Source organism: Geosporobacter ferrireducens (genome assembly GCF_001750685.1).
GTDB lineage: Bacteria > Bacillota > Clostridia > Peptostreptococcales > Thermotaleaceae > Geosporobacter > Geosporobacter ferrireducens.
This window is the reverse complement of the sequence record NZ_CP017269.1, coordinates 3,157,037-3,183,310: the sequence shown is the minus strand read 5'-3', so window position 1 is coordinate 3,183,310 and position 26,274 is coordinate 3,157,037. Positions and strand designations below refer to the sequence as shown.

Sequence of the window (26,274 nt, the reverse complement as noted above, 5' to 3'; positions counted from 1 at the left end):
TTTTATTTTAGTGCTTTAGAGCTTGCCATACATGCGAAAACTAACGCCACTCTATAAGCGTTAAATAAGTTCACTGTAACCCCTCTACCTATTTACAGACCCATGTGCAGGAATCGATTTAACACCTATAAAGCAAATGGAGAACCTTGATCAAGATTCTCCATTTGCTTTGTCAAAATACAGCCCTATCTTTTACTTCTTCTTAATATATTTACGGGTATCGATTGCAACTGCTGTAATGATAATGAGTCCTTTTATGATGTATTGCAGGTATGGGTTTACGCCAATAAAGGCCAATCCATAGTTGATAACCTGGAAGATCAATACCCCTGTGACGACTCCTGCTACGGTACCTACTCCTCCGCTGAAGGATACCCCTCCTACTACGCAGGCTGCTATGGCATCCAGTTCATACATGTTTCCTGTGTTGTTGGTGGCACTCCCTACTCTCGCCGCTTCTAATGACCCTGCAAATCCATAGAGCATTCCTGCCAGTACGAAGACGATGATGATGGTTTTTGCTTTGTTTACTCCTGAGACTACTGCCGCATCCGGATTCCCTCCTACCGCATAGATGTTTTTCCCAAAGCGGGTTTTGTTCCATAGTACCCATATGAATAGGGTTACTGCTGCCGCATAGAGGACCAGGTAGGGCAGGATGAATCCTCCTATGTTAAAGCTGCCTTGGGCAAATTTCATGTATCTTGGGTCCAGTCCTCCGATCGGTTGCGCCCCGTAGGGGGGTCTGTCAAAGTAGATGGAGGTTACTCCATAGACGATGATCTGGGTCCCTAGTGTGGTGATAAAGGGGGTTACGTTGAGTTTGGATATGATAAATCCGTTAATGAGTCCAAATACTCCTGCTACTGCTGCTGCCAGCAGGATGGGCAGCAGGATGGGCAGTGCCGGCAGCTCCGGGTACATTCTGTAGGCATAGCTGGGTGCCTGCAGCAGGGATGCGGAGATGACTGCCGACAATCCTACGATTCGTCCTGCGGATAGGTCCGTTCCCTGCAGGATGATGATGCCCCCCACTCCTAATGCGATGATGATCCGGGTTGAGGCTTGGGTTAGGATGTTTCGGAAGTTGTTCATGGTGACAAAGTCCGGGGATATGGTGATGATTACCAGCAGTAATACCAGTAATACGAGAAAGATTGCATTGTTCATCATCCAGGCTAGGATGTCTTTGGTGGTTATTTTCTTTGTTTTTTTTGTTTTTTCCTGTATCACTTTTCTCTCTCCTTATCCTATAGATACTTAGCTGATAGGCGTAATATTTCTTCTTGTGTTGTTTTTTTGGTTTCTACGATCCCTGCCACCCGGCCGTTGCTCATTACTAGTATTCTATCGGTGATTCCTAGGAGTTCCGGCATTTCTGATGAGATCATGAGGATGCCTTTTCCCATTTTCGCCAGTTCTATCATGAGTTGGTAGATTTCATATTTTGCTCCTACGTCGATTCCACGGGTGGGTTCGTCCAGCATGAGTACTTCCGGTTGTGTCAGCAGCCACCGCCCTAAGATTACTTTTTGTTGGTTCCCTCCGGACAGGCTGTTGATCATGGTCTTTTGTCCCGGGGTTTTTACGCTCATGCTGTCGATGACCCATTGGGTGTCTTCTTTTGTTTTTTCTTCTTTCAGGAGTCCTATGGGGTTTGTGTATTTTTCCATGTTGGCGATGGTCGCGTTAAAGAGGATGTTTAGTACGCCGAAGATTCCTGTTGTCCTCCTCTCTTCGGTTACCAGGGCAAATCCGTTTTGGATTGCGGCCTCCGGGGTCTTGTTTTTGATTTCTTTCCCATGGAGGATGATCTGCCCCTTTTTGATTTGTCTTATGCCAAAGAGGGCTTCTACGATGTCTGTGCGTTTTGAGCCTACCAGGCCGGCTATGCCCAGGATTTCTCCTTTTTTCAGTTCAAAGTTTATTTCTTGTATGGAGGGTTGATACTGGGCTGTCACTTCTTTTATCTGCAGGATGGTCTCTCCCGGTTCGTTGGTTTTTTCCGGGAACCGGTGGGTCAGGTCTCTTCCTACCATCAGGTTGATGATTCTGTCGGTTGTCAGTTCTTTTGCCCCTTGGGTTGTGATCCACTTGCCGTCTCTCATGACGGTTACTTCGTCTGAGATTTGTAGGATTTCTTCCATTTTATGTGAGATATAGATGATCCCTACTCCTTTTTCTTTTAGGGCTGTGATGATTTTAAACAGGTGGGCTACTTCTTTTTCTGTCAGGGAGGAGGTGGGTTCATCCATAACGATTATTTTCGAGTTGTAGGATACTGCTTTTGCGATTTCTACCATTTGCATTTCTGATACGGTTAGTTTTTCTACTTTTTCCCGGGGGTCCAGCTGGATGTCCAGTTCTTCAAAGATTTTCTTTGTGTCTTTATGCATTTTTTCTTCGTCGATGAAGGGGCCTTTTCTGGGATACCGGCCCAGCCATATGTTGTCGGTGATGCTTCGCTGGCGTACTTGGTTTAGTTCCTGGTGCACCATGGATACTCCGTTGTCTAGGGCTTGTTTTGCTGATGTGAAGTTTACTTTTTTTCCTTCCAGGTAGATTTCTCCTTCGTCTGCATGGTAGATTCCGAATAGGCATTTCATCAGGGTAGATTTCCCTGCACCATTTTCTCCCATCAGCGCGTGCACTGTTCCTTTGTTGACTCTCAGTTCTACCCGGTCTAATGCTTTTACTCCCGGAAATTCTTTTGAGATACCGATCATTTCCAGCAGGTAGTTTTCTTTGTTTTGTTCTTCTTTTTGTTTGGTCTGCACAGGTTTCACCCCTTTCTATTTCTCTATTTCTATTTAAAAACAAGGATGCATGCTCATACATCCTTGTTTTTTCTGTTCTTTTGGTTGTTGCTTATTTGTATGCTTCTTCTGCTATGGCCAGATTGTCTAATGTGATCCCCACATAGGGTACTCTTACGGCTTTTTTGTCATCTAATGTCCATTTGGTTCCTTCTAATGGGTCTTTTCCATTGGCTACGTTTAATGCCAGGTCTAATGTTGCCTGTCCTTGGTTTTTCGCGTCGTTCAATACGGTTCCTACCATGAGGCCCCCTTTGATTTGTTCTAATGCATCTGGGATGGCATCTACTCCTACTACCGGCATGAATTTGCCGTTTTCAAAGTATCCATTGGCTTTTAGTGAGGATACGGCTCCCAATGCCATGGCATCGTTGTTGGCGATGATGTATTCGATTTTGTCTCCATGTTTTGCCAACCATGCATCTACCAGTTCTTTTCCTTTTACGCTATCCCACATTCCGGTTTGCAGTTCAAGTTCTTCTACTTCGATTCCGGATTTTTTTATTTCTTCGATTACGTATTTTGTACGGGCTTCAGCGTCCGGATGGCCTGGTTCTCCCTTTAGCAGTACGTACTGGATTTTTCCGTCCCCGTTTTTATCCCAATCCGGATTTGCTTTCCAGGAGTCTGCTACGATTTTTCCTTGCATGACTCCCGATTCTGAGGATGTTGTTCCTACATACCATGTATGGTCATAGCTTGCCAATGCTGCTGCATCCGGCTCTTTGTTAAAGAAGACTACCGGCAGGTTTGCCCCTCTTGCTTTTTCTATGATCGATGGTGCTGCTTGTGGGTCAACCAGGTTGATGGCTAAGGATTTTACTCCTTTTGAGATCATCATGTCTACTTGCTCATTTTGGGTTGCCTGGTTGTTTTGTGAGTCGTTTAGGATCAGTTCTGCTTTATCCTTCCCACCGGTCTCAATTGCACGGCGTACAAAGGACATAAAGTTGTCATCAAATTTGTAAATGGTTACTCCTATCTTTGGAACGCCTGCATCCCCACCGGCTGCTGGAGCTTCCGCAGGCTTTTGACCGCATGCAGCCAATGTAAGTACCATTGTCAATGCCAGCAGTAATGCCAATATTTTTTTCATACATACTTCCCCCTCTTAGAATACTTTTATTTAGCGTGCTGCAGAATCCTGCAACTCACATAAATACTGCATTGAAATGTGTTGAAATGATCAATCCTCCATTTTGGGGTATCTATATAATACCCAAGGCAGATTGTGGAAATATTCAGGAAACGTTTGCCCGCTTCTTTAAAAAATTGCTGGCATTCATATCCCAGCTTACAGGCTTGTGCATTGGCTTCCTATGCATCTTACTAAACTCTATTTATTTAATTCGCCTTTCATGCTGGTTTGCCTCTGTAGCTTTTTACGTTCACCTTTTCTATTTTATCTGTTAGCGATTTATGTCCGGTCCCTATAGTATTTTTTTAACACAAAAAAATATAGTTCCCTATTTTTTACAGGGAACTATATTTATACAAACAAGATTTCTGAATCCTTAATTTATATGCTCATTTTCAGGTGAATTTCTATATACCTCATCCCGCATATGAAATCCATCTTTGATGATTGTATCTTCTATATTGCTTTTATCTACGGCAATAGGCTCCAATACATAATAGGGAACACTGTACTTTCCATCATACATGGTCGTTTGAATATTGTTCAAAGATTCGCCTTTCGCTAGCTGAATAGCCGTTTTTGCGGCAGCATCAGCCAGTTTTTCTATAGGCTTATATACTGTCATCAGCTGTGTTCCTTCAACAATTCTTTGACAGGCGGCCAAGTCAGCATCTTGGCCAACAACAATAGTCTTCCCTGCCATTCTGTGTTCCGACAGTGCCTCAATGACCCCATCTGCCAGGCCATCATTTCCAGCAATAATTCCATCTATTTTGCTCTTATTTTGAAGCAGTTCATCCGTAACCTTAAAAGCATACTCCTTCATCCAGTTCGGTGACCAATATTCCTCTATGACTTTAATATTCTGCTCCTCTCCTTGTAACTGCAGCACCTGATCATAGCCATACTTAATCATCTGCGTATTATGATCAGATGTGGCGCCATTTATAATTAGTATATTTCCGTTCTGAACCTGATCCACGATGTATTGTGCCATTAGCGCTCCAACCTCTGTGCTATCAAAGGATATGTAAATATCTACATTTGAATTCAGTACCAGCCTGTCATAGGAAATGACCTTTACGCCTTGCCTTTTTGCCAGTTCAACAGCAGATGCAGCTTTTATCAGGTCATTGGGCACAATAATCAGCACATCAATATTCTGTTCCAGCAGATATTTTACCTGCTTTAATTGATCTTGGTCATCATTATTGGCATTTTGCACAATAATCTCTGCGCCCAGTTCTTTCACCTTTGCCATAATAATATCCCGGTCCTTAATCCAGCGCTCCTCTTTTAATGTTCCCAGGGAAAAGCCGATCTTTATTTTATCGCTCCCCTGTACTGTTGTCCCAGTCTGGTTCCGGTTAACGTAATTCGCATATATATTTCTTCCCAGCAAGTAGATAAGGGATACAAATATAATCAGGAGTATAATTAATATTCCCAGCTTCAGTACTTCTTTTGGCTTCATCCTCACATCACCTCTTGTGACAAGGGATTCGATCTAAATTCCGTAGGTGTCATGCCCGTTACTTTTTTAAATATCTTACAGAAATAATTAGGGTCGCTGTATCCGATCTCATGGCAGATGTCTTTAATACTGGCCGATACATCCTTTAACAGTTCCTTTGACCGTTCGATCCGTATTTCCGTTAGATAATCAACAAAATTCTTTCCTGTCGTTTCTTTAAAAAACTTACTGAAATAGTGATAGCTCATATTCACTTCTTTGGCTACATCATCCAGGCTGATATTTTTTTGATAGTTGTTGTTGATATACTTTAATGATTTTAATATGAGTCCGCTCAATTCTTTTTCCCGGTTTTCTCCGATGGCCAGCGTAGTATTTTTCAAATAATTTGTATAGCTGGCTTTAAGCTCTCTGATATTCTGAATTTTTAGCAGCTCTATAAACTGTCCTTGTTCAGGAACATCGCTTTCCTTAGCTTCATAGGGAATTGACCGTTTTACGACCACCAATAATTCCAGCAGCTTTGACTTGATTTTATCCATATCATCTTTATAGTTTACAGTAAGCCACCAGAAAATCTCTTCAAAGCTTTCCAAAACTCCATTCAAATCTCCGGTGAGCATTTTATGGATCAGCGTTTTCTCTTTATTGGTTGGATAAGTGTCCACTGCGTTTACCGATAAAATCACATCTTCATAATGGACCATCAAATCCTTATTGGCTACAGCTGCTGCCATATAAGCCTCATTGGAGGATTTTAAAAAATTGCTGATATCATATCTTCTTCCTAATCCAATTTTATAATGAATATTGATACTTTTATTGATTCGGCGGATAAGCTTTTGAGCTATTTCGATGGCCATATTTCTAGCTGTATAGCTGTCTTCATTCATATTAACCGGAATATACGCCACAGTCCGGTCCAGCATAGGGGGCCCGATCAGGCAAGGCGTAAGGTTTTTCAGTTCCAGGCTAAAAATATCATAGAATCGCTGCTTGTCGAGACTGTTTTTCAAGGTTTCCTCTCTTTCATAGCTTTCAGACTCCTCCACAATTGCCATCATGACATATCCATGTCCCAACGCCATGGCAAAAACCTCTTCATAGAATGCGATATCCTTGATTATTCTACCGCTAAACAACTGGGAATAGACAAATTGCCCTTCCATATGGGGAATAATTTTATTGATTTTTTCCCTTAACAACATCTCCCTTTGGATGGCGCTTCTTTTAGAGCGTATCAGCTGTGCTGCACTGTTGACGGTTTCCATTACCCGATGCTTGTTTACAGGTTTTAACAGGTATTCATGAACACCTAGATTTACAGCATCCTTTGCATAATTAAAGTATTCGTAAGCAGTAACAATTACAAATACTACATCTCCATTGGTAGCCTTGATTTGACGAATTGCCTCAATCCCGTCAATTCCAGGCATACGTATATCCATAAACACAATATCGGGCTTTAACTCTACTGCCTTTTCAATCGCTTCTCTTCCTGACCGGGCTATACCAACAACCTCTGTCTCATCAGTATATTTTTCAATGATAAATCGAATGGATTCAACCACCAAATGTTCATCGTCAGCGATTAAAAGCTTTATCATCTTCTTTCACCCCCTCAAGGTATGGAATTTTTAAGGTGATTTTCGTCCCATATCCCAATTTACTTTCTATTTCTATCACATCATGTATATCTGCTATATTGTAGAATAATCTTAAGCGGTCGATTACATTATGGATACCTATCCCGGTAACATGTCTTCGGGATAAATCCTCTTTTGCATCCATAAAGAGTATGGATTTCACCCGGTCTTTATCCATTCCCATTCCATTGTCGATTATCTCAATATGAATTTCTGAGGACTGTTTTCTCACATTCAGGTAGATTGCTCCATTTCTCTCCATATTCTCCAATCCGTGAATGTATGCATTTTCTACAATGGGCTGCAGAATTGTACACGGAATCTTTACACCCATAACATCTTCTTCAATATCTTCAAAAAATTGGATCCTGTCTCCAAATCTTGTTTTTAAGATATACATATAGTTTTTTACATATTTAACCTCGTCTGCTAAAGTAACCGGCTCATCCAACCTTCTCAAGTTATAACGGAACAGTTCTGCAATATTTTCGATAAATTCTGAGGCACGATCTGCGCCTTCCATCATAGAAAGCTGAGAGGCCGCGTTTAGTGTGTTAAATAAAAAATGCGGATGAATCTGTGATTGAAGAGACTTCAGTTCTGCATCCTTTAAGAGGCTCTTCATCTTAAAATTTTGCATTTCCTGTTCTTTCAACCTATTTTCAAATTCTGCCTGCTTTTTTATTTCATCTATATAATTTTTGATACTAATCACCATCTTATCAAAGGCAGCTGCCAGGATACTGATTTCGTCATCGGTTTCAATCTTCGTTGGCTGAATATCAAAATCTCCCTTTGAAATTCTTTCTGCTGAATGAGATAGATCAACAATCGGTTTTGTGAGACGGTAAGTAAAAAAAATGGCAAGAAAAATATTAATAAATACGGACAGAATAATAATGGTTAAGTTAATATAACTGACAACAGTCAGGCTTTTTGTTATTTCATCATATCCTAGAGACCCTTTTTGCAGCTTTCGATTCAAAAGTGTATTGATATAGAATTTTATATATTCGCTGATCTGGTTTGCCCTGGAAAAATGTGCAATATATTCGCTGCTGATTCTTCCTCTTTTTGCTCTTACTGCATGATCCGTTTCATTCAGAAGTTCGTCAATCATATAGCCGATATCTTTGAGCATCAGACTGTCTAGGTCATATACAGCCTTTCTGGGAATGTTTCTTGATTTTTCCTGCAATGCATTCAAGGTTGTATAGTAGTTCAGTATAGACTCAGAAGATTTCGTAGTAAGATATTCTTCAACTTCTGTCATTAGTGCATTTACGTCATTATTCAAACTGTTGAGATATACATAATCTCTTATAATGGTCTTTAATCCTGTTAATACAATCCTTGCATTGTAATAAGAAAAAACACTGGTAACACCTAATAAAACAGTCGTTATTAAATAATAGGCAATGAGCTTTTTTCTAATGCCTGTAAAATGAAAAATATCCTTATTCATATATTCACCAACTATTCGACCAAGTCTGCTTTCATCTCATATTCATCCAGATTTCCTTTTGTAATAATCTTTACACCTGTATCAATAAAGGTTGAAACATTATTTTTTTCCTTAATATCCAATAATGCTTTTACGCCTTCGTAACCCATCTTATAAGGATCACTCATTACTGTACCATAAATAATGTTGTTCTTGATATATCTCAAGATATTCACTGTATCACCATAGCCCACCAGTGTAATGGTTCCAACCTTATTTTGATCTACAATGAGCTGAGCTGCACCAAATGTATCTACGGAATTCGTTGTAAGAACCGCATTAATATCTAATTGCCGGTTAATAATCGATTGAGTTATTTCTTCAGCACTCAGAATTCCCATTCTTGACACATATATTTGTGCTACATTCATCCCGGGATAATCCTTGATAGTGCTTAGGAAACCACTTATTTTCAAATTTTGGCTGGCACTGTCCATCTCGTAATCATTACTGACAATAATTACAATATTTGCTTTTCCATTGGTTGCATCAATCATTAACTTTGCGGCTTCTTTTCCCAATACAAAACTGTTGGTACCTACAAAGGCATTCCGGTTGCTGTTCTTCGCATCATTTTCTATAGTAACAACGGGAATCCCCAAATCATAGGCCTTATCAATTAAGGCTGTAAAGCTCTCGTCATTGGAAACATGGGTAATAATGCCGTCAACATTTGATGTAATGGCTATATCCAGATACATCTGTTCCTCTTGGGGATTGTTAAATCTTGGCGCATTAAACTCTACAACAACATTATGATCCCTTGCTGCACTTTCTGCCCCTTGCCGGACTTCTTTCCAAAAAGGATCTACAGAGTTTTGTCCTACAAGATAGAAATGATATGCCGGCTTTGCGGACGGAACCACTGTATCTTCCTGCTGCAGCCAGAGCAGCATTGTGCTCGTTATTGCAATTAAGATGATTAAAATGAGAATGATATGCTTCTTGTTAATCAGGTATAAAATCTTTTTTATGATTTTCATTAATAGCTTATTACCCCCTAGCTGCTTTTCAACAAAGTCATTACAGGTCCCGTAATCAGTTTTATTATCTATTCTATTTATTCACCTAATATCCTTCTATCTATATCTGCTTGCGTCTTAACATTTTTTTACTTTTTAAATGGACAGCCATTTGCTTTCCAATGATTTAAGGCACTTTATCAATTTGTTCAGAAATTCTTAAGAAATATGAGGAGTTTTTTGTAAAAGCTTCATTATACAATAGGAATAAAGCTGCAGCAAGGGGGGGAACAAAGATGGTATAATGGGAGCGAAAGGGTGTGGAGAATATGTCAAAATATAGTGTTTTAGTTGTAGACGATGATGAGGAGATCAGCGATGCCATCGAAATCTATTTAAAAAATGAAAATATAAAGGTCTTTAAGGCAAAGGACGGAATCGACGCGCTGATGATTCTTGAAGAAGAAGAAATTCATCTGATTTTAATGGATATCATGATGCCGCGGATGGATGGCATCAAGGCCACGTTTAAAATCAGGGAAACAAAAAATATTCCGATTATCATGCTTTCAGCAAAATCTGAGGATACGGATAAGATCCTCGGTCTAAATATCGGTGCTGATGATTATGTTACAAAACCTTTTAATCCCTTAGAACTCGTAGCACGGGTAAAATCCCAACTTCGCCGCTACACCAATCTGGGAAACTATAAAACCGGTGAGGATGAGATTACTGTACGGGGATTGTCCTTGAATAAAAGTACAAAAATGATTATCGTGGATGGGGAAGAGGTTCGGCTTACACCTACGGAATATAAGATGCTGGAATTATTAATGGAAAATAAGGGCCGGGTTTTCTCCATCGAAGAAATCTATGAAAGAGTTTGGAAGGAACCCTATTATAATTCTGAAAATACAGTAGCTGTACACATTCGAAGAATCCGTGAAAAAATTGAAATCGATCCAAAAGATCCAAAATATCTAAAGGTGGTGTGGGGTATTGGATATAAAATTGAAAAATAAATATTCTGCCGGAATTGCTTTGCTGTTATGCATCTACCTGCTGGCCCTTTCCTATATGATCATCTTTGACGTGGCCAGTCATGAGAACTATTTGGGCCAAAATCCTTACTTTAACAGTAGCACATTTAAAAATGAGCTTCGGCACTACTTTGAACAGATTAAAGCCTCCCATATCGATTATCAAAATTTTCGGCAGCTTCCTGACGAGGAAAAAGTAACAATGGATGAAATCACCGAGCAAAAAGAACAGTTGGAAGCAAAATTATGGGAAAAAGAGCAGGAAATATTAAGTACCTATGGGATGTATATTAATGAAGCAGAAAATATGGGCAATAAAGACCGCGCACAACTTCTGACAGAGGAACGGGATGCCCAGCTAAAGGAATATCGTGAGAAAACCATTAAGACTACCGATGAAATTAGAGAATCCATCCTGCTGGATAAAACAAAACATTATGAGGAACTGAAAAAGAGTTTATCTAACAAAAATGATCCTATTAAGTATTATATCCAGGATAGCGAAAGAGGAGAAATCTATTCCAACTTAGATGATGTCAAAGATATTGAGCAGTATGTAAGGGAGCATTCTCTATACAGTCTAAAGCTGCCTCAGGCAAACTTTAGAGATCCTTACCTGGGTTGGGTAAACAACAGCTTCCAAGAACTTCGTTGGAGCGGATATTTTATCGTCCCTCTGCAGATTGAAGGATATAGTCAATTACACGTTAATTACCGCTATTATAACGAAATCCGAGAGAGATTGTTTATCGAGATTTTTCTATTGATTTTAGTTACCGGGTTAACGATCTTCTTATTTATCCAAATGAAGAAAAAGAACTTATTGGATTTAACCTATGTTGATCAAATCGGAAGGTTTTATAGAAAAGTCCCTTTGGATATAAGGGCATTTATCCTCTTCGTTTACTCCCTGGGAATGATCGGCTATGCAGTAGAAATATCCTTCTTTAATTCTCCGTTTAGGTTGAGCCATATCCTCAAAATTACTTTTACCGCAGTCTACATCCTGTACCTTATCGTAAATATACGGGAGATACAATGGATGAAAAAGTACAAGGGAGAACTTAAAAATCAATGGCACGGCAGTATTTTACATCGCATTAAACGCCTTCTGAGTGAAAGCTTTGTAAACCGCAGCATATTCTTTAAGGTAATCCTTGTACTCCTCCTCACAGCACTCTTAGGACCCTTTGCCGTCATTGGCTTAATGGGATTATCCGGTCATAATGGGTTTTTCCTCTTGATCTCCTTGGGGTATGCGGGAATATATCTATTCATGGTATTTCCCTATATATTAAAGAATTTAGCCTTTTTAAACCGAATCTTAAAGGGAACCGATGAAATGGTCTCAGGAAATCTGAACTATGTGATTGAAGAAAAGGGGAATGGCGCCCTGGCTCAACTAGCTCGCAATATCAACAACATAAAGCTGGGCCTGAAGGCCTCTGTAGAAAACCAAATGAAAAGTGAACGGCTTAAATCCGAATTGATTACCAATGTATCTCATGATCTAAAAACCCCTTTGACTTCTATCATAAATTATGTAGATTTATTAAAAAACGAAGAACTGCCAAGGGAAGAAATTCAAAACTATGTGCAGATTCTCGATAGGAAATCCCAACGGCTAAAGGTTCTTATCGACGACCTGTTTGAAGCTTCTAAAATGGCCAGTGGTGCGGTAGAGCTCAATATGGAAAAAGTCGATGTGGTCGCTTTATTAAATCAAGCCCTGGCAGAATATGATGAGAAAATTCAACAGTCTACTTTAACCTTCAAAGTAAATATCGAAAAACAAAAAATCTTTGTACAGCTGGACGGAAAGAAGACCTGGAGAGTATTTGACAACCTCATCAGTAATGCTTTAAAATACTCACAGCCGAATACCAGAGTATATGTTTCTCTATCAGAAGAAGCCAATAAAACAGTCTTTACAATTAAGAACATATCCGCCTATGAAATGGATTTCGATGTAGATGAGATTTTTGAAAGGTTTAAGCGGGGAGACACTTCCAGAAATACAGAAGGCTCCGGCCTAGGACTGGCGATTGCAAAAAGCATCGTCGATTTGCAAGGGGGTCAATTGGATATCCAAGTTGACGGAGATCTCTTTAAAGCAATCGTAACCTTTTATAAATAAAAAATTGGGAGGACCAGTGTTCCCCCCCAATTTTTTTATTTGCTATTTTAAAATGCAAAGTTGCCCTGTTTAAAGACAGGAATCTCTTCTCCCGATGCAGTAACGCCGGTAATCTCCAGATCTTTCGTGCCAATCATAAAATCTTCATGAACCAAGGAATCATTCATCCCTAGGGTTTCCAGTTCTTCTTTGCTCATGTTCTCCGCATTCTGGATACATACAGGATAGGCCTTTCCTAAAGCTAAGTGACAGGATGCATTTTCATCAAATAAGGTATTATAAAATAGGATATTGGAATTTGAAATAGGCGAATCATAGGGAACCAGCGCTACCTCTCCGAGATACCGGGCGCCCGCATCCGCCTCGATAAGATTTTTTAATGTTTCATACCCGGCTTCAGCGGTAAAATCAATTACTCTTCCTTCCTCAAAAGTAAGGGAAAACTGATCAATGAGATTGCCATTATAGTTTAACGGCCTGGAACTTACAACCTTTCCGTTTACTCCAGTTTTTTTGGGCAAAGTAAAGACTTCCTCCGTTGGCATGTTGGCAATAAATTCGACGCCTCCTTTTGTGTATTCGGAACCACCCAGCCATATATGCCCCTCCGGCAGTTCAATTTTCAGGTCGGTACCGGATCCGCTCTTAATATAAAGCAGCCGGAATGCTTTCTTGTTCAAAAAGTCCATCCGTTTCTTTAGATTTTCTTTATGGATTTCCCATGCGTCTACGGGGTCCTCCTGATCCACCCTTACCGTCTTAAAAATTGCTTCCCAAAGTCTTTCAACAGCCGCCTCTGCCGGTAGATCCGGAAATACCTTTTTTGCCCACGCTTCAGTGGGAATGGACGCTACACACCAGGAATTTTGGTTGCTCATAAGCTTTTCACGGTATTCTGTTAGTGCCATGTTGTTGGCTTTACGGGCTTTTGCAATTCTTTCAGGATTCACGTCCTTCATCAGCTCCGGATCTGACGCAGAGATGGTTAAAAATGCAGCTCCCTCATGTACATAAGACAGGTAAAAGGTTTTCTGCCATTCAGGGAATTCATCGAAGATTTCCTCCGGCCCATGAATATATCTAATTTTCGAAAACAATTCATCCTTCCAGCTGATCACCACATCTCTTGCCCCTTCCCGATAGGCCTGTTCAGCAACGATACGGGTAAAGGGGGCACACTCGATGGGAGAAAAGACTACCAACGTCTGATTTCTTTGAATGTTAATTCCGGTTTTTACGATCAATCGCGCATATTTTTCAAGCAGGTTATTATCCATATTACAGCTCCTTTCATCATACTCTTTCTATGAATTTTAGTATGCTTCTTATTCCGATTATTATAGAAATAATATATCATACAATTAATAACTGGTCAAAAATACCAGCCTGCCATGGATAAAAAAAGTCCCTTTCTAATCAAGGGACAGATTGTGAATTTGAGACAGTGTATTCACAATGGAAAAAATCAGTACAGCTGCCAGGTTTGCAGTAGTGTTATCCTGATCGAATCTTGGTGAAACTTCAGCAATGTCAAAGCTAATGACTTTGTTGGTCCTCAGTAGATACTTCAAAAACTTCAAAACCCGTTCCGGGTCTAGTCCTAGGGGCTGTGTAGCACTAACCCCCGGCGCAAATGCTGAAGAAAATACATCAGAACAAATGGTAATATATATATGTTGATTTTTTTTCACGAAGTCATCTAATTTCTCCAATACATTCCAATCATCGCTGTCAATGATATCCTTCGCTAAAATATACTTGGCACCCAATCGGTCTGCCGTTTTAAACAATTCAATCGTATTGCTGTGTTTTTGAATTCCAAGACAAAGGTAGGCATACTTTAACTCTTTTTCTTCACATAAGTCTGCGATCTGCCGAAACATGGTTCCAGAACTGCCTCCGTTTGGATAAGGCCTAAGGTCAAAATGGGCATCAAAATTGATAATTCCAATGGTTGGTTTCTCTTCCTGCTTCATTAAATTTTCTAAGATTCCTTTATAGTGCCCAAAAGCTACTTCATGGCCTCCCCCCAGGACTATAGGAAACAGGTTCAGTCCTAATAGTTTTTCCACTGCTGCTGCAAGAGCATTTTGGCTTTCCTCTAATGTGCAGCTTTCACACAATATATCTCCAGCATCAAAGAGCTTTACTGCTGGGTCAAATCGACAAGGAAGGTTGGCCATTTCTTTTCGTATAGCCTGGGGTCCATTTGCAGCCCCTGTTCTTCCTCGATTGCGTCCTACTCCCTCGTCACAGCAAAACCCGATGAATGCAATGCCTAATTCTCCTTCAAAGGGAAGTATATCATTCTTTGATAAGTCAATAGGTTCTATCCATTGATGCCACCGAAACGCGTCATAATTGCTGTCGCTGTCAACCCTTCCCTGCCATGTACCTGCTTTTATTGCTCTATAATTTGCGTTAATCATTTTGTCCCCCCATAGTTTGTTTACATGATTACTTTAACATTAATAGAATATCCTTTAGCCTGTCAATGGTATATTTTGGGGTTTTAAAGGTTGTATCTTTTTGTCCCCTCAGTAAAGCTAAAAGTATCCACTTCCGCCTCTGATCTTAGAGCATATCAGAAATGTAGGGGAGACCTGTGGTCGCCCGATATACATATTAACGGACGACCACAGGTCGTCCTTACATTTTCCAACCTGGTCTCCTACTATCCTCTGTCTGCCGCAAATTGAGCCTTCTAAAAAACAAATCTTCTTTCCTAATCAGGCAAAATTGGACTCCTACTGCCTGTATAACAAAGAATTAGTCTGTGCAGGGCACGGGTACATGCAACATACAGCAGCCTTCTATCCGCAGCATTGTTATAATTATCTGCCGATACATTATATACCACTACAGCGTCAAATTCTAAACCCTTCGCTAGATATACGGGTAAAATCATTGTACCGGTTTCTACGGCTTCTTCATTCCCCAAGATCAGCTTCAAATCCAGCACATCCTTCAGCTGATGATACAGGTTCTCGGATTCTGCTGCCGTTTTACATAATAGGGCAATCGTACCCCATTTCTCTTCCTGAAGCTCTTTTATCCGGGAAATCATCGCTGCTATTAGTTCCAGTCTCCTCTCTTCATAAATAATAGCAGGCCTGGTTCCTTTTCGTTCAAAGTGAATATGTTCTTGCGGGCATCTTAGCAGTTTCTGTGCAAAACTGCTGATTTCATGAGATGAGCGATAGCTTTTGTTTAGAAATAATTGTACGGCTTTCTGCTTCGCCATGATCTCGACGATTGTTTGATATAGGGAGAGATCTCCTTCTCGATCAATCGACTGATAAATATCTCCCAGAACCGTCCATCGGCTGTCTCTAAATAACAGATGAAAAACCTCATACTGCATAGGTGTGTAATCTTGCGCCTCGTCAATCACCACCTGCTTAATTTCCCTAAATTCATCACTGCCCTCCAGCTTTAACTTGAGAAATAACAAGGGTGCACAATCCTCATAAGCCAGGTACCCCCTATCAAGGTTTTCCTTTGTCTCTTCAATGATTTCTTTAATCTCCCCAGGCAAGTCTATCTCTTTGGCTAATTTCTCAAACAACCCATTCTCCGTAAACAACAGCCGGTATACTTCAAAAGCACTTACCTCTGTCATCTTCCTAATCTTCTTCAGCCGCACACTGGATTCTTTCATGGATAGCAGTCTGCTAAATGCCTTGATCTCAAGCTCATGTCCATCCATTTGCTGTACCAGCTTTTCAATTTTTCCTATTCTCAGCTTTCTCTGTTCATGAATCCTATCCAATAAGATGTTTTCAATTCTTTTTAATCGCTTTGCCATGGGTCTTCCAATCTTGTTCTGAAGAAATTGGTTTTTTAATAATTGCTTGGTTGCTATAACCTGCCCATCATAATAGACATCCTCAAAGGGAATATACTTTCTTTCATAGGTTAGAATCAATCGCTCCAGAATCTGGGCAAAGAATCTAGAGCCTTTGAAAACACTGGCTGTCTTTCTCCTTTCCAGCTTCTTGGAAGGATTGCACGCCATAAGTGTTTCCAACCATAATTGCCGTTTCTCAACCTTCAGTTGATCTCCCAAAAGTTTCTTCACCAAAGCATCAAAGGTAATCTGCTGCACATTCTCCTCACCCAGCTCCGGCAGTACTCCCGAAATGTATTGGCTAAAGATTTCATTTGGGGAGAGGATAAGAATATTATTGGAGTATAAATTCTCAATCATGCCATGATAGAGCAAATATGCAATACGATGCAATGCAATGGAGGTTTTTCCGCTTCCTGCAACGCCTTGTACAAGCAACAGTTCGTTGTCTAAGTCCCGAATCACTTGGTTCTGCTCTTTCTGAATGGTTTCAACAATATTGCGCATTCTCGGTGAAGCATTTTGGCTCAAAACCTGCTGCAGCATTTCGTCGTCAATTTTCAGACTGCTGTCAAAATAATACTGTAATTCCCCTTGGTGAATCTTGTACTGTCTTTTTAAGCTAACCTTTCCCTTAATGATGCCTTGCGGTGACCTGTAGGATGCAGGCCCCAATTCGCTTTGGTAAAATATACTAGAAATTGGAGCCCGCCAATCATAGACAAGGATATCATAAGTTTCAGCATCCACAACATTATGAAGGCCTATATAGATTTTTTCTTCTTCCTCCAGCTCTTCCTCTGTAAAATCAAATCTCCCAAAGTATGGAGCGGAAAGCATTTTCTTATATTTGATTATTTGCTTAAAGGTACTATCATAGCTAGTCGTTTGACCCTGATGAAGGCTAAGGTATTGATTAATTTCTGTCATACGTGTGAAATCAGTAGAAAAGTGGACCGTATTCTCATACATCTCTTTTCGCAGCGCCAGCAGCTCATTTTTTTTGTCCGTCAGCTTTTCCGCTTCCCGATCCAGTTCGCCGCGGATAAAGGCCAAGGTTTTCTTCAGATATTCTTTTTCCCTCTCCAGATTTTCTTCATACCTCTCCATACATTTATTCGCCCCTTCCCATACGCCTTCATTGTCTACTGAAAAAGCTTTGTAATGCCGAAAAGATGATACCGGTTCATCCATTGCAGGCATTGTCGTGTTTCCTCAATGCTCCGGGTATTCTCTATAATCCGCAGCGTCATATCGATAAGATTTTCATAAAGAATTTTTAGAAGAAGGCTACCTTCCTTTCCATAACAGAAATGCCCTCCTTGTTGGAGATCACTGGACTTTACTTCTTCTAACAAAAAATCTACTAATTCTTCCTTTGTATTTTCATATCGTGTTCCTTTTCCTTTATGGAGTACGATTAAAATCTGCAGTCGTTTTTTTACCATGAAGGTAATAACCTCTTCATTTACTAACCAAAATTCATCAAAAGTCTCTCTTTCTTGTAAGTTTACATGCTTACTCGATACAATTTTATCTTTCAACAGCTTTTTCAGCTCTTCCGGAAAGCTTTCAGGTATATTCGTATAAAAAATTTCCTCTTTGCTTTTGTAGTAACGATAGATATTTCCTATAGATACACCTGCCTTCTCTGCAATATCTGCAATTTTCGTTCCTGTATATCCCTTCTCTGCAAATACTTCCAATGCCGCAAAATCAATTTTCTCCTTTACTTCATCCTTTTTATACTGCATGTTTTTCTCCTCCAAAAGCGAACGTATTATTCTCTTTTATTATATGCTTTATTAGAAAAATGTAAACAGCCGGACAAAAAAAGAGTCGAAAAAATGATATGCTCCCCTTGTGGTAGACAGTTTAAATAATAGAAACTGTTCACTATAAGGAGGAGCATATCATTTCTCCTGATGACTCCTCTTTCTATTTTTATATGTGCTACAGTACAGTAAAAACAGTTAAATACTTTTACCAATCGATTGTATCTTATTTAGAGTTTTTCCAATAGCTCCTGTTTGCATTTCTGCTATTTTCCCTTGATGCATGGCTATTCCGGCAATCATCTGTACATCAAAGGGCCTCATCCCTGTAACCCGATGCGCTACCTTTCGAACAAGGGCGAAGGCCTCCGGCAAAAGCTGATCCGGAGAAACACCCTCTTGTACCTGCCGTTTAAGCCCTGCTGACATATTCTTAAGACCTTCATTTCTCAAAGTACTTAATTGGATTTTATCTATATCTGCTAGCAGTCTTTGATAGGGTTCTAGATCATAAGATCCTGGTTTATAGAGGTTTTGAATCGTATTTTTGAATGAAAACAAATTTTTAAACATAAGATCCCTCCTGTAATTTTCCAAACGTCAATAGAGCTCCTGTAAATATGTTTAATTTACACGAACTTCAAAGCTATTTATAATCTGTTCTGTTTAGACTTTGAATTATTTTACAGAAAGGATTTTTGTCAGTTTAAGCGTCTGATAAAGAACCAGCATGATCATACTGAAGAGAAAAATAATATCTAAAGAAATAATGAGGTGGTTAGAAAAATGCAAGCAGCTGCTGACGGCAATTTCCGGCTCCTCCAACAGTCTTTTTATGAAAAGGTAATCATGTTGAATGGTAGTATTCGCAAGAGACAAATGGAATAAAATCGGGCATGTCATTAGAGCCTTATTGATTGAAAAAAACGCATATCCATAAAGCTGTCAACTGATTTTACAACTGCATGTATCATTACCAGCATTACAATCATAATGATCATGGATCTATATGCTCCTTTATCCTGAATCCTGCAAAGTAATAGGTTCTATCCCTATTATAACATACACAGATAGAATAAATACCTGGTGAAAACTTCTTTTCACCTTCTCGAATATAGTTATGCGATTGAAAAAGCTTATTTTATCTTGATTTTTTTAGGGTAAAGATCCCCTCCTCTAAGCGTTAGCGTAGGTGGGATTTTAAAATCAGGTGGAGTAGACTCTCCACCTGATTCCCCGATGTTTCAGCTTGCTGGAACGAGTTCACTTGGGGCAGCACAAGGCCGCCCCCTATGAAAGAATCTTATCATTCTTAAGCAAATCCGTCACTTCACTCTCTCGTTCAATTACCGATGCATTTCAGCAAGCATCTGCCCCATCAAGACTCCCATGACAGATGCCATCATAAGTCCCCTTGTCCAACCGCTGGAATCTCCAAGGCAGTATAATCCTCTGATATTGGTTTGAAAATCTTCATTAAGGTTGATCTTATTGCTGTAGAACTTGATCTCCGGACCGTACAATAATGTCTCTCTGCTGGCAAATCCGGGAACGACCGTATTCATCGACTTGATAAAGTTTAAAATGTTTACCATCGGTCTATAGGGAATGGCAGAGGTGATATCTCCTGCTACCGCATCAGGCAATGTAGGCTCTACGTTGGATTGAGCCAGTTCATGCTGCCAGGTCCTTTTTCCGTCCAATATATCTCCATATCTTTGCACCAAAATCTTTCCATTTCCTAACATATTCATCAGTTCTGCCACTTTTTTTCCATACTGTATCGGCTGGTTAAAAGGCTCTGAGAAATTGTGAGAACTTAATATGGCCAAATTTGTATTCTCTGACTTTCTATCTTTATAAGAATGTCCATTGACAATTGCTAAATCATTATCGTAGTTTTCCTGGGAAACGAATCCGCCGGGATTCTGACAGAAGGTTCTGACCTTATTTCTAAAAGGCTCCGGATAACCGATCAATTTTGACTCATAAAGAACATTATTAACCTTTTCCATTACTTCATTTCGCACTTCTACCCGCACACCAATATCCACAGTACCTGAGCTGTGGTGAATGTCATGCTGAATGCACATCTCCTTTAACCAGTCCGCTCCCTTTCTGCCTGAAGCTACAATAATTTGATCCCCATACAATATTTCTTCTTCTTTTTTTGTTCGTGCATTTATGGTTTTAACACCCTTTGCAATCCCATCTTCAATATACAGATCTTCAACAGCTGTATTAAATCTAATTTCTACGCCTGCTTCCATCAGATAGTTTTGTATTTTAAGATAAATCTCCTGTGCTTTTTCTGTGCCTAAATGACGAATTGGACAATCCACTAACTTTAATCCTGCTTCTATAGCTTTTCTTCTAATTTCCTTAATTTGTTCGTTATTTTCCAATCCCTCTACCTTGGGATCAGCACCAAATTCCAGATAAATTTTATCTGTATACTCAATATACTCTTGAGCTTTACGGCTGCCTATCAGCGCAGGCAGGTCTCCCCCTACTTCATAGCTTAAAGACAGCTTTCCGTCGGAAAAAGCTCCAGCACCGGAAAAGCCCGTTGTAATATGGCAATAGGGTTTACAGGAAACACACTTTTTGGTCTGCTCCTTAGGACAAGATCGTTTATCAATGCTGCTCCCTTTTTCAATGATCAATATTTTACAGGAAGGTTTCTGGCGAATCAATTCCAAAGCTGTAAAAATACCTGAAGGGCCTGCTCCTACTATCATTACATCGTACCGCAAAATTATCATCTCCTCTGAAAAATTATAGTTTCCATCTTTAAATTGCAGCTTAACTTTCAGATAAAAATAAAGCTGTAGTACTCATAAGAAAAACACTTATAGCCTACAACTTTTTACGGTAGTTCGGTAGATACACCCAGCCCATATTGCCAGATTTATATAAGTAAACTTTTTGTTTTCAGTTTTCTATATTGTTCGTCTTTTCAATAAGATTATACCGTATTCCTTCTATTAATTCAATATATTTATGTTATATGCAGGTTAATTTTCGAACTTTAATTGCAAACATTTAGTTGTCGTTCGCTCATTGACCTCCTTCTCTCTTATAGATCTGTGACTGAGAAGTTAACATTTACCGGAACGGCACAAGGGCCGTTCCCTACATAAACCTCAATAGGGACGTAGGGATATCCGCATATAAATAAGGTTTCTCAATCACACATCTATATATAGATTTATGCTTCTAAAAGGGGAAATATAAGTAGGGAATGACCCCTGTGTTATTCCGGAAAACGGGCGGACACCTAGGTCTGTATCTACGAAAGAAAATAGATTATATTTAAAAAGCGTATATCTATAAAAATGATAATGATACTTTTATCTTTTCTATAAAGATTAAATTTTCAATCTATATTTCAATCTATACAATATAGTTTTGTTCTTTTTACAGGTTTTTTAAATAAAAAATTAGATACCGCAGCTATAGACAATCTTCTTCAAAATATTTCCTGCCCCAACACATTTCCCGGGAAATTTAACAAAATAATACAAATGACTTACAGCACATATAAAAGGTACTATTCTAATTCGAATAGCACCCCAAAAATTCACGGATTTATGTTTTGTTGTATTTTAATTTATTAAAATCTATCTTTTATAAAACTGCTTAACTCCTCTAAATTACATTCCTTTACATCAAGCTGATGTCGCTCAAGAGCAGCTGTATATTTCAATCCGCTTCCCGTCACAACACAAACAACGGTTTCATCTGCTTTTATGTAATTCTCTTCTCGAAGCTTCTTTGCAGCCGCCAGTGGCACTGCTGATGCAGGCTGCCCAAATATTCCTTCCTCTGCCAGCATTGCTTGTGCTTTGATAATTTCTTCATCAGAAACAGCTACTGCAGTGCCTTTATTTTCCCGTATCATTTTCAATACACGGTTTCCGCTGGGAGGATACGGGTTTTCAATGGCATGGGCAATGGTATTTGGATTTTCTACCCTTGAAATCTTTTCCGCCCTCTTATGGTAGGCATTAAAAATAGGTGAACAACCGCTGGCTTGGGCACATAGAATCTTCGGAATTTCATCAATCAAGCCGCATGTAAAAAACTCCCGAAACCCTTTTTCTATTCCCCGAATATTCCCTCCTGCACTGGTAGGTACAATAACATAATCCGGCATCCTGAAATTTAACTGCTCACAAATTTCAAAGGCTACGGTTTTAGATCCTTCTACACGGAGAGGCACGTCGGAGTTTATAAAGTAGATCTCGTTTTCCTCCCCAATTCTCAAACTTTCAAAATAGAGGTTTCCATAATCTCCTTCAACCTTTATTAAATGAGGATGATAGATGGCAATGGGTTTTAACTTCTCCACTGCAATCCCTTTACTCACGAATATAAAGGTCTCTAGGTTGGCTTTTGCTCCATAGGCAGCTACAGAGGTAGCCATATTCCCGGTAGAAGCAGTTCCGATTCTTTTATAGCCCAGCTGTAGCGCATGCGCCACACCTGCTGCTGTCCCACGATCTTTAAAGGACCAAGTAGGATTCTGGCTTTCGTTTTTAAAGTATAGTTTTTGTATGCATAAATCTTTTGCAAGCTTTTTTGATTCTACTATAGGGGTAAACCCTTCTCCCAGTGAATTGTTCTGCTCTATATCTAAAAAGGGGAAAAAATCTGCATACCGCTCCAACATACTTTGATTGATTGCACTTCCCTCTCTAATTTTTCCTTGTTTAATCTCTTCTACTTCTAAGGGTTCATTGCAGGCACCGCAGCGATGTCGCAACAGATCGATCCTATAGCTTTTTCCACAACCTGTGCAATAAAATTTTATATCCCTGCCCATCGTACACACTCCTAACATGCTTTTCTATTGATATTTATTTCTTATACATTTAGACTTCCTTCTATTCCTATGTCTTTTGTTGAGAAAATCAGAACAGAGATCCTTTTGAGATCTCTGCAGTAATTTAACTTTTCACTAAAGACTATTCTTTTATATATTTTAGTCCTATTGTATCTATGATTTGTGTCCAAGCATTTAGGAATAATTCACCATTATCTGTCATATCTGGGTATTCAGGAATTCTTCCCAAGGACCATAGAGATATTCCACCGATTCCTGCTTCCTTCGCTTTTATAATTTTTTCTGTGATACTGCGGCTATCCTCATACAGAATAAAATTGAATGATTGGTCTTCACTGTTGTAATAGCTTATATAAGGACTACCTAGCACCTCAATATAGTTTGGAATTCCTCTGTCTACATCTCTGGTCATTCTGCTATGGATCTGGCTGTAAGAAGGTGTTGTATGCACACCTTGGGTTTCACCAACTATATTTGACCAATCTTCTTGACTCTTCACGTTGTTAAATTTCCACTGGGCTGTGCCAAAAGAAATTTGCAACAATATCTTTTGCGGATCTTCTACCCCTGTCTCCTTGTCCGTTAGGGCTTGAATTGCCTTTTCAACTCTGTTTATAGGTGCAAGAGAGTTTACAAGGTTGGGATTTTTCAGATACAGCAGCACATCTGATTTTTTAATATTTCCCTTTGGCTCGTAATCATGGGCCATCAAAATTATTTTATCTGCAACAGCTCCGAGCTCCCTGTAATTATATCCGTCATAATAGGGAGAATAAGGGACTGCGATATACAAGTCCTTGCTGGAATCTTGGATGTGTATTCTCTCCTTTAAATCTTTCAAGAAGGTTACATATAGCTCACTCATGTACTTCCCATCATAGGCAACCTTTTCAGCGACTCCAGTACCTGCGCTTATTTGCGTATCCCTAAGCTCTTCAAAATCAATAACTAAACCATCCCAGTACAGCTGGCCATCTATTATTTCCTCATCTAACAACCGGAGGATGCTGTCAATTAGATAATCCCTCTTCTCTTGATACGGTAAAATATTTTTTAGTGCGTTCATTGTGGAAAGTATATTCAGCCGAATAGGGATATGATTTTCTTTTGCCTGCTTTAATGCATCTATGTGTTCTTCTGTAAGCGCTGCCTTGCTTATCTTTATTCCATAGTTTTCTGCAGATAAAGAGTCAAATTTAACATCTGCAAATGCAAAACTAATATCATCAAAGTATTTTATAAGATGCTTTTGGTTCATTTGATTTGATTTAAAAATTTCCTTTGGATAGAACCCGTGAAGTGTTAAAGGACCGATCTGCTGCATAAGTATTTCTGAATCATTTAGGTCGATCACTCCATCTCCATTTAGATCCATAGCATTGTCGTAGCTTAGGTCATTGCTGTTTACTCCATGGCTTTCTGATAATAAGAGAAGGTCATTTCTATTCACCACGCCATTGCCATTAATATCTCCCGGAATTTGTTGGTTCGTCTGTCCGTGGACCACAAAAGATGTAAGGATCAATGCCGTAATGATAAACAAATACATATAGCGTTTCATAAATCTGCAATCCCTCCTAACGGATTCTTCACTCTAACTACTTGTCAATCAGCTTTCAAAAAATCTTATATATATATCCTTCGGCAAAAAAAGACTATTTCCTCCAAAATTTTCATTTTAATTAAAAAAAGACAGACTACTTCTTTTAGAAATCGTCTGTCTAGATGCTTAACAGGTTAGCGTATTCTGCACTTATGGCTATGTGATTGAGAATCCCTATTTATGTTTACGTAGAAAACGATGCCCTCACCGTTCCGAGAAATATTAAATTTCACAGTCACATATCTATAAATCTATAATGCACCTTTATAAATAGCAATAATATCTTCTTTGCTCGGAGTCTTAGGATTACCCGGAGTACATGCATCTGCAAGGGCCATATCTGCCATCGTCTCCAAATCATCTTCTCGTACACCAAGCTCTGCTAATCCTGATGGAATTCCCACATCCTTTGAAAGCTTTTCAATGGCGCTGATGGCAACTGAATTCGCTGCTTCCACAGACAAACCCTCTACCGGCTCTCCCATAGCTATTGCTACATTTCTCAACTTATCCCCTACAGCCGAAGCGTTATATTTTACAACATGGGGCAGCAGCACCGCATTGCAAACACCGTGAGGCAAATCATAAAGGCCTCCTAATTGATGGGCCATAGAATGTACAATTCCCAGACCACAATTGCTAAAGGCCATCCCTGTTATGTATTGCCCGTAAGCCATCTTGCTTCTGGCCTCCAAATCCCCGCCATCTTTAACTGCATCTCTTAAACTGGAGGCAATAATTCTAATGGATTCTAAATTTAATGCATCCGTTAATAAGGAAGCCCCCTGGGTCAAGTACCCTTCTATTGCATGGGTTAGCGCATCCATTCCCGTAGCTGCCGTTAAAGACTTAGGCATTTTCACCATGAGTTCCGGATCATTCACCGCTATGGATGCCAGACTATTGGTGTCTACCAGTACCATTTTTACTTTTCTATCCTCATCGGTTATAACATAATTAATCGTTGCTTCGCTGGCTGTCCCTGCGGTTGTATTGACCGCAACAATCGGCAATCCTCTGTTTTCTGTTTTGTTGACACCCTCATAAGCCCTTAGATCTCCGGGGTTTGTTGCAAGTATGGCAATTCCCTTAGCACAATCCTGAGGAGAGCCTCCACCGATGGATATTACAAAGTCACATTTGTTCTCTTTTAATACTTCCAATCCATTGTATACATTTTTTGTGGTTGGATTGGGTTTTACATCTGAAAACACTACATATTCAATCTGACTTTCATCCAAGATCTTCAATACCGCTTGTGCTACCCCAATGTCCAACAGTACCTGGTCTGTCACGATAAGCGCTTTCCCAACCTTCATTTTTTTGATTTCCGGCCCAATTTCCTTGACACATCCAGGGCCAAGCAAGGCTAACGGCGGAATATACATTCTTCTTGCCTGTAACATTTCATCACTCCTCATTCTATATTTAATAGAATATAAAGCAATAATAATGCCAATTGAAGAAGTTCTTATTTCCG

The 26,274-nt window shown here is 39.6% G+C and carries 18 protein-coding genes and 1 riboswitch; of the genes, 2 read left to right on the top strand and 16 right to left on the bottom strand.

Going from position 1 to position 26,274, the window contains the following annotated elements:
• Positions 1–192: 192 nt before the first annotated feature.
• From mglC to Gferi_RS14900, 7 genes are all read right to left on the bottom strand, one after another.
• Positions 193–1,233, bottom strand: a complete 1,041-nt coding sequence (mglC, locus tag Gferi_RS14930) for a galactose/methyl galactoside ABC transporter permease MglC (protein WP_330389292.1) — start codon at positions 1,231–1,233, stop codon at positions 193–195.
• A gap of 17 nt (positions 1,234–1,250) precedes the next feature.
• Entirely contained in the window at positions 1,251–2,777 is a 1,527-nt protein-coding gene (mglA, locus tag Gferi_RS14925) for a galactose/methyl galactoside ABC transporter ATP-binding protein MglA (RefSeq protein WP_257785949.1), read from the bottom strand.
• Between the two features lie 91 nt (positions 2,778–2,868).
• On the bottom strand, positions 2,869–3,912 hold the full coding sequence (gene mglB / locus Gferi_RS14920) for a galactose/glucose ABC transporter substrate-binding protein MglB (RefSeq protein ID WP_069977865.1): 1,044 nt from the start codon (positions 3,910–3,912) through the stop codon (positions 2,869–2,871).
• 418 nt (positions 3,913–4,330) lie between these two features.
• Positions 4,331–5,428, bottom strand: a complete 1,098-nt coding sequence (locus Gferi_RS14915) for a sugar ABC transporter substrate-binding protein (RefSeq protein ID WP_069977862.1) — start codon at positions 5,426–5,428, stop codon at positions 4,331–4,333.
• A 2-nt stretch (positions 5,429–5,430) separates the two neighbouring features.
• Positions 5,431–7,035 (bottom strand): response regulator transcription factor, encoded by a 1,605-nt coding sequence (locus tag Gferi_RS29120; protein WP_069977860.1) that lies wholly within the window; start codon positions 7,033–7,035, stop codon positions 5,431–5,433.
• Positions 7,013–8,539 carry a sensor histidine kinase gene (locus Gferi_RS14905; RefSeq protein ID WP_069977859.1) on the bottom strand — a complete coding sequence of 509 codons (1,527 nt, stop codon included), beginning with the start codon at positions 8,537–8,539 and terminating at the stop codon, positions 7,013–7,015. The genes Gferi_RS29120 and Gferi_RS14905 overlap by 23 nt, the downstream gene beginning before the upstream one ends.
• Positions 8,540–8,550: 11 nt before the next feature.
• Positions 8,551–9,561 (bottom strand): substrate-binding domain-containing protein, encoded by a 1,011-nt coding sequence (locus Gferi_RS14900; RefSeq protein ID WP_069977858.1) that lies wholly within the window; start codon positions 9,559–9,561, stop codon positions 8,551–8,553.
• 308 nt (positions 9,562–9,869) lie between these two features.
• On the opposite strand from Gferi_RS14900, the gene Gferi_RS14895 reads away from it, so the two are divergent.
• Both Gferi_RS14895 and Gferi_RS14890 read left to right on the top strand, forming a co-directional pair.
• Entirely contained in the window at positions 9,870–10,562 is a 693-nt protein-coding gene (locus tag Gferi_RS14895) for a response regulator transcription factor (protein ID WP_069977855.1), read from the top strand.
• Entirely contained in the window at positions 10,540–12,717 is a 2,178-nt protein-coding gene (locus Gferi_RS14890) for a sensor histidine kinase (RefSeq protein WP_069977853.1), read from the top strand. Before Gferi_RS14895 ends, Gferi_RS14890 begins: the two co-directional genes overlap by 23 nt.
• A 47-nt stretch (positions 12,718–12,764) precedes the next feature.
• Here Gferi_RS14890 and Gferi_RS14885 read toward each other — a convergent pair whose 3' ends face one another.
• From Gferi_RS14885 to Gferi_RS14845, 9 genes are all read right to left on the bottom strand, one after another.
• The gene (locus tag Gferi_RS14885) at positions 12,765–13,994 is read right to left on the bottom strand and encodes an aminopeptidase (protein ID WP_069977851.1); all 1,230 of its coding nucleotides are present in this window, start codon (positions 13,992–13,994) and stop codon (positions 12,765–12,767) included.
• 135 nt (positions 13,995–14,129) lie between these two features.
• Positions 14,130–15,146 (bottom strand): formimidoylglutamase, encoded by a 1,017-nt coding sequence (hutG, locus tag Gferi_RS14880; RefSeq protein WP_069977844.1) that lies wholly within the window; start codon positions 15,144–15,146, stop codon positions 14,130–14,132.
• Between the two features lie 296 nt (positions 15,147–15,442).
• Entirely contained in the window at positions 15,443–17,770 is a 2,328-nt protein-coding gene (locus Gferi_RS14875; protein WP_330389291.1) for a HelD family protein, read from the bottom strand.
• Positions 17,713–18,321, bottom strand: a complete 609-nt coding sequence (locus Gferi_RS14870; protein WP_069977842.1) for a TetR/AcrR family transcriptional regulator — start codon at positions 18,319–18,321, stop codon at positions 17,713–17,715. The genes Gferi_RS14875 and Gferi_RS14870 overlap by 58 nt, the downstream gene beginning before the upstream one ends.
• 219 nt (positions 18,322–18,540) lie before the next feature.
• Complete coding sequence (locus Gferi_RS14865; RefSeq protein WP_069977839.1) at positions 18,541–18,915, bottom strand: hypothetical protein; 375 nt, start codon at positions 18,913–18,915, stop codon at positions 18,541–18,543.
• A gap of 773 nt (positions 18,916–19,688) precedes the next feature.
• Positions 19,689–21,098 (bottom strand): NAD(P)/FAD-dependent oxidoreductase, encoded by a 1,410-nt coding sequence (locus Gferi_RS14860; RefSeq protein WP_069977837.1) that lies wholly within the window; start codon positions 21,096–21,098, stop codon positions 19,689–19,691.
• Between the two features lie 79 nt (positions 21,099–21,177).
• Positions 21,178–21,281, bottom strand: a riboswitch (purine riboswitch).
• A 677-nt stretch (positions 21,282–21,958) separates the two neighbouring features.
• Positions 21,959–23,170, bottom strand: a complete 1,212-nt coding sequence (gene thrC / locus Gferi_RS14855; protein ID WP_069977835.1) for a threonine synthase — start codon at positions 23,168–23,170, stop codon at positions 21,959–21,961.
• Positions 23,171–23,312: 142 nt separating this feature from the next.
• A complete protein-coding gene (locus Gferi_RS14850) occupies positions 23,313–24,752 on the bottom strand; it encodes a glycosyl hydrolase family 18 protein (protein ID WP_069977833.1) in 1,440 nt (479 codons plus the stop codon).
• Between the two features lie 293 nt (positions 24,753–25,045).
• The gene (locus tag Gferi_RS14845; RefSeq protein ID WP_069977831.1) at positions 25,046–26,200 is read right to left on the bottom strand and encodes an iron-containing alcohol dehydrogenase; all 1,155 of its coding nucleotides are present in this window, start codon (positions 26,198–26,200) and stop codon (positions 25,046–25,048) included.
• Positions 26,201–26,274: the final 74 nt, after the last annotated feature.

Excerpts from the sequence above, each read along its gene's own strand:
- mglB (WP_069977865.1), bottom strand. The coding sequence starts at position 3,912 with ATGAAAAAAATATTGGCATTACTGCTGGCATTGACAATGGTACTTACA.
- Gferi_RS14915 (WP_069977862.1), bottom strand. The coding sequence starts at position 5,428 with ATGAAGCCAAAAGAAGTACTGAAGCTGGGAATATTAATTATACTCCTG.
- Gferi_RS29120 (WP_069977860.1), bottom strand. The coding sequence starts at position 7,035 with ATGATAAAGCTTTTAATCGCTGACGATGAACATTTGGTGGTTGAATCC.
- Gferi_RS14905 (WP_069977859.1), bottom strand. The coding sequence starts at position 8,539 with ATGAATAAGGATATTTTTCATTTTACAGGCATTAGAAAAAAGCTCATT.
- Gferi_RS14900 (WP_069977858.1), bottom strand. The coding sequence starts at position 9,561 with ATGAAAATCATAAAAAAGATTTTATACCTGATTAACAAGAAGCATATC.
- Gferi_RS14895 (WP_069977855.1), top strand. The coding sequence starts at position 9,870 with ATGTCAAAATATAGTGTTTTAGTTGTAGACGATGATGAGGAGATCAGC.
- Gferi_RS14885 (WP_069977851.1), bottom strand. The coding sequence starts at position 13,994 with ATGGATAATAACCTGCTTGAAAAATATGCGCGATTGATCGTAAAAACC.
- hutG (WP_069977844.1), bottom strand. The coding sequence starts at position 15,146 with ATGATTAACGCAAATTATAGAGCAATAAAAGCAGGTACATGGCAGGGA.
- Gferi_RS14875 (WP_330389291.1), bottom strand. The coding sequence starts at position 17,770 with ATGCCTGCAATGGATGAACCGGTATCATCTTTTCGGCATTACAAAGCT.
- Gferi_RS14870 (WP_069977842.1), bottom strand. The coding sequence starts at position 18,321 with ATGCAGTATAAAAAGGATGAAGTAAAGGAGAAAATTGATTTTGCGGCA.
- Gferi_RS14865 (WP_069977839.1), bottom strand. The coding sequence starts at position 18,915 with ATGTTTAAAAATTTGTTTTCATTCAAAAATACGATTCAAAACCTCTAT.
- thrC (WP_069977835.1), bottom strand. The coding sequence starts at position 23,170 with ATGGGCAGGGATATAAAATTTTATTGCACAGGTTGTGGAAAAAGCTAT.
- Gferi_RS14850 (WP_069977833.1), bottom strand. The coding sequence starts at position 24,752 with ATGAAACGCTATATGTATTTGTTTATCATTACGGCATTGATCCTTACA.
- Gferi_RS14845 (WP_069977831.1), bottom strand. The coding sequence starts at position 26,200 with ATGTTACAGGCAAGAAGAATGTATATTCCGCCGTTAGCCTTGCTTGGC.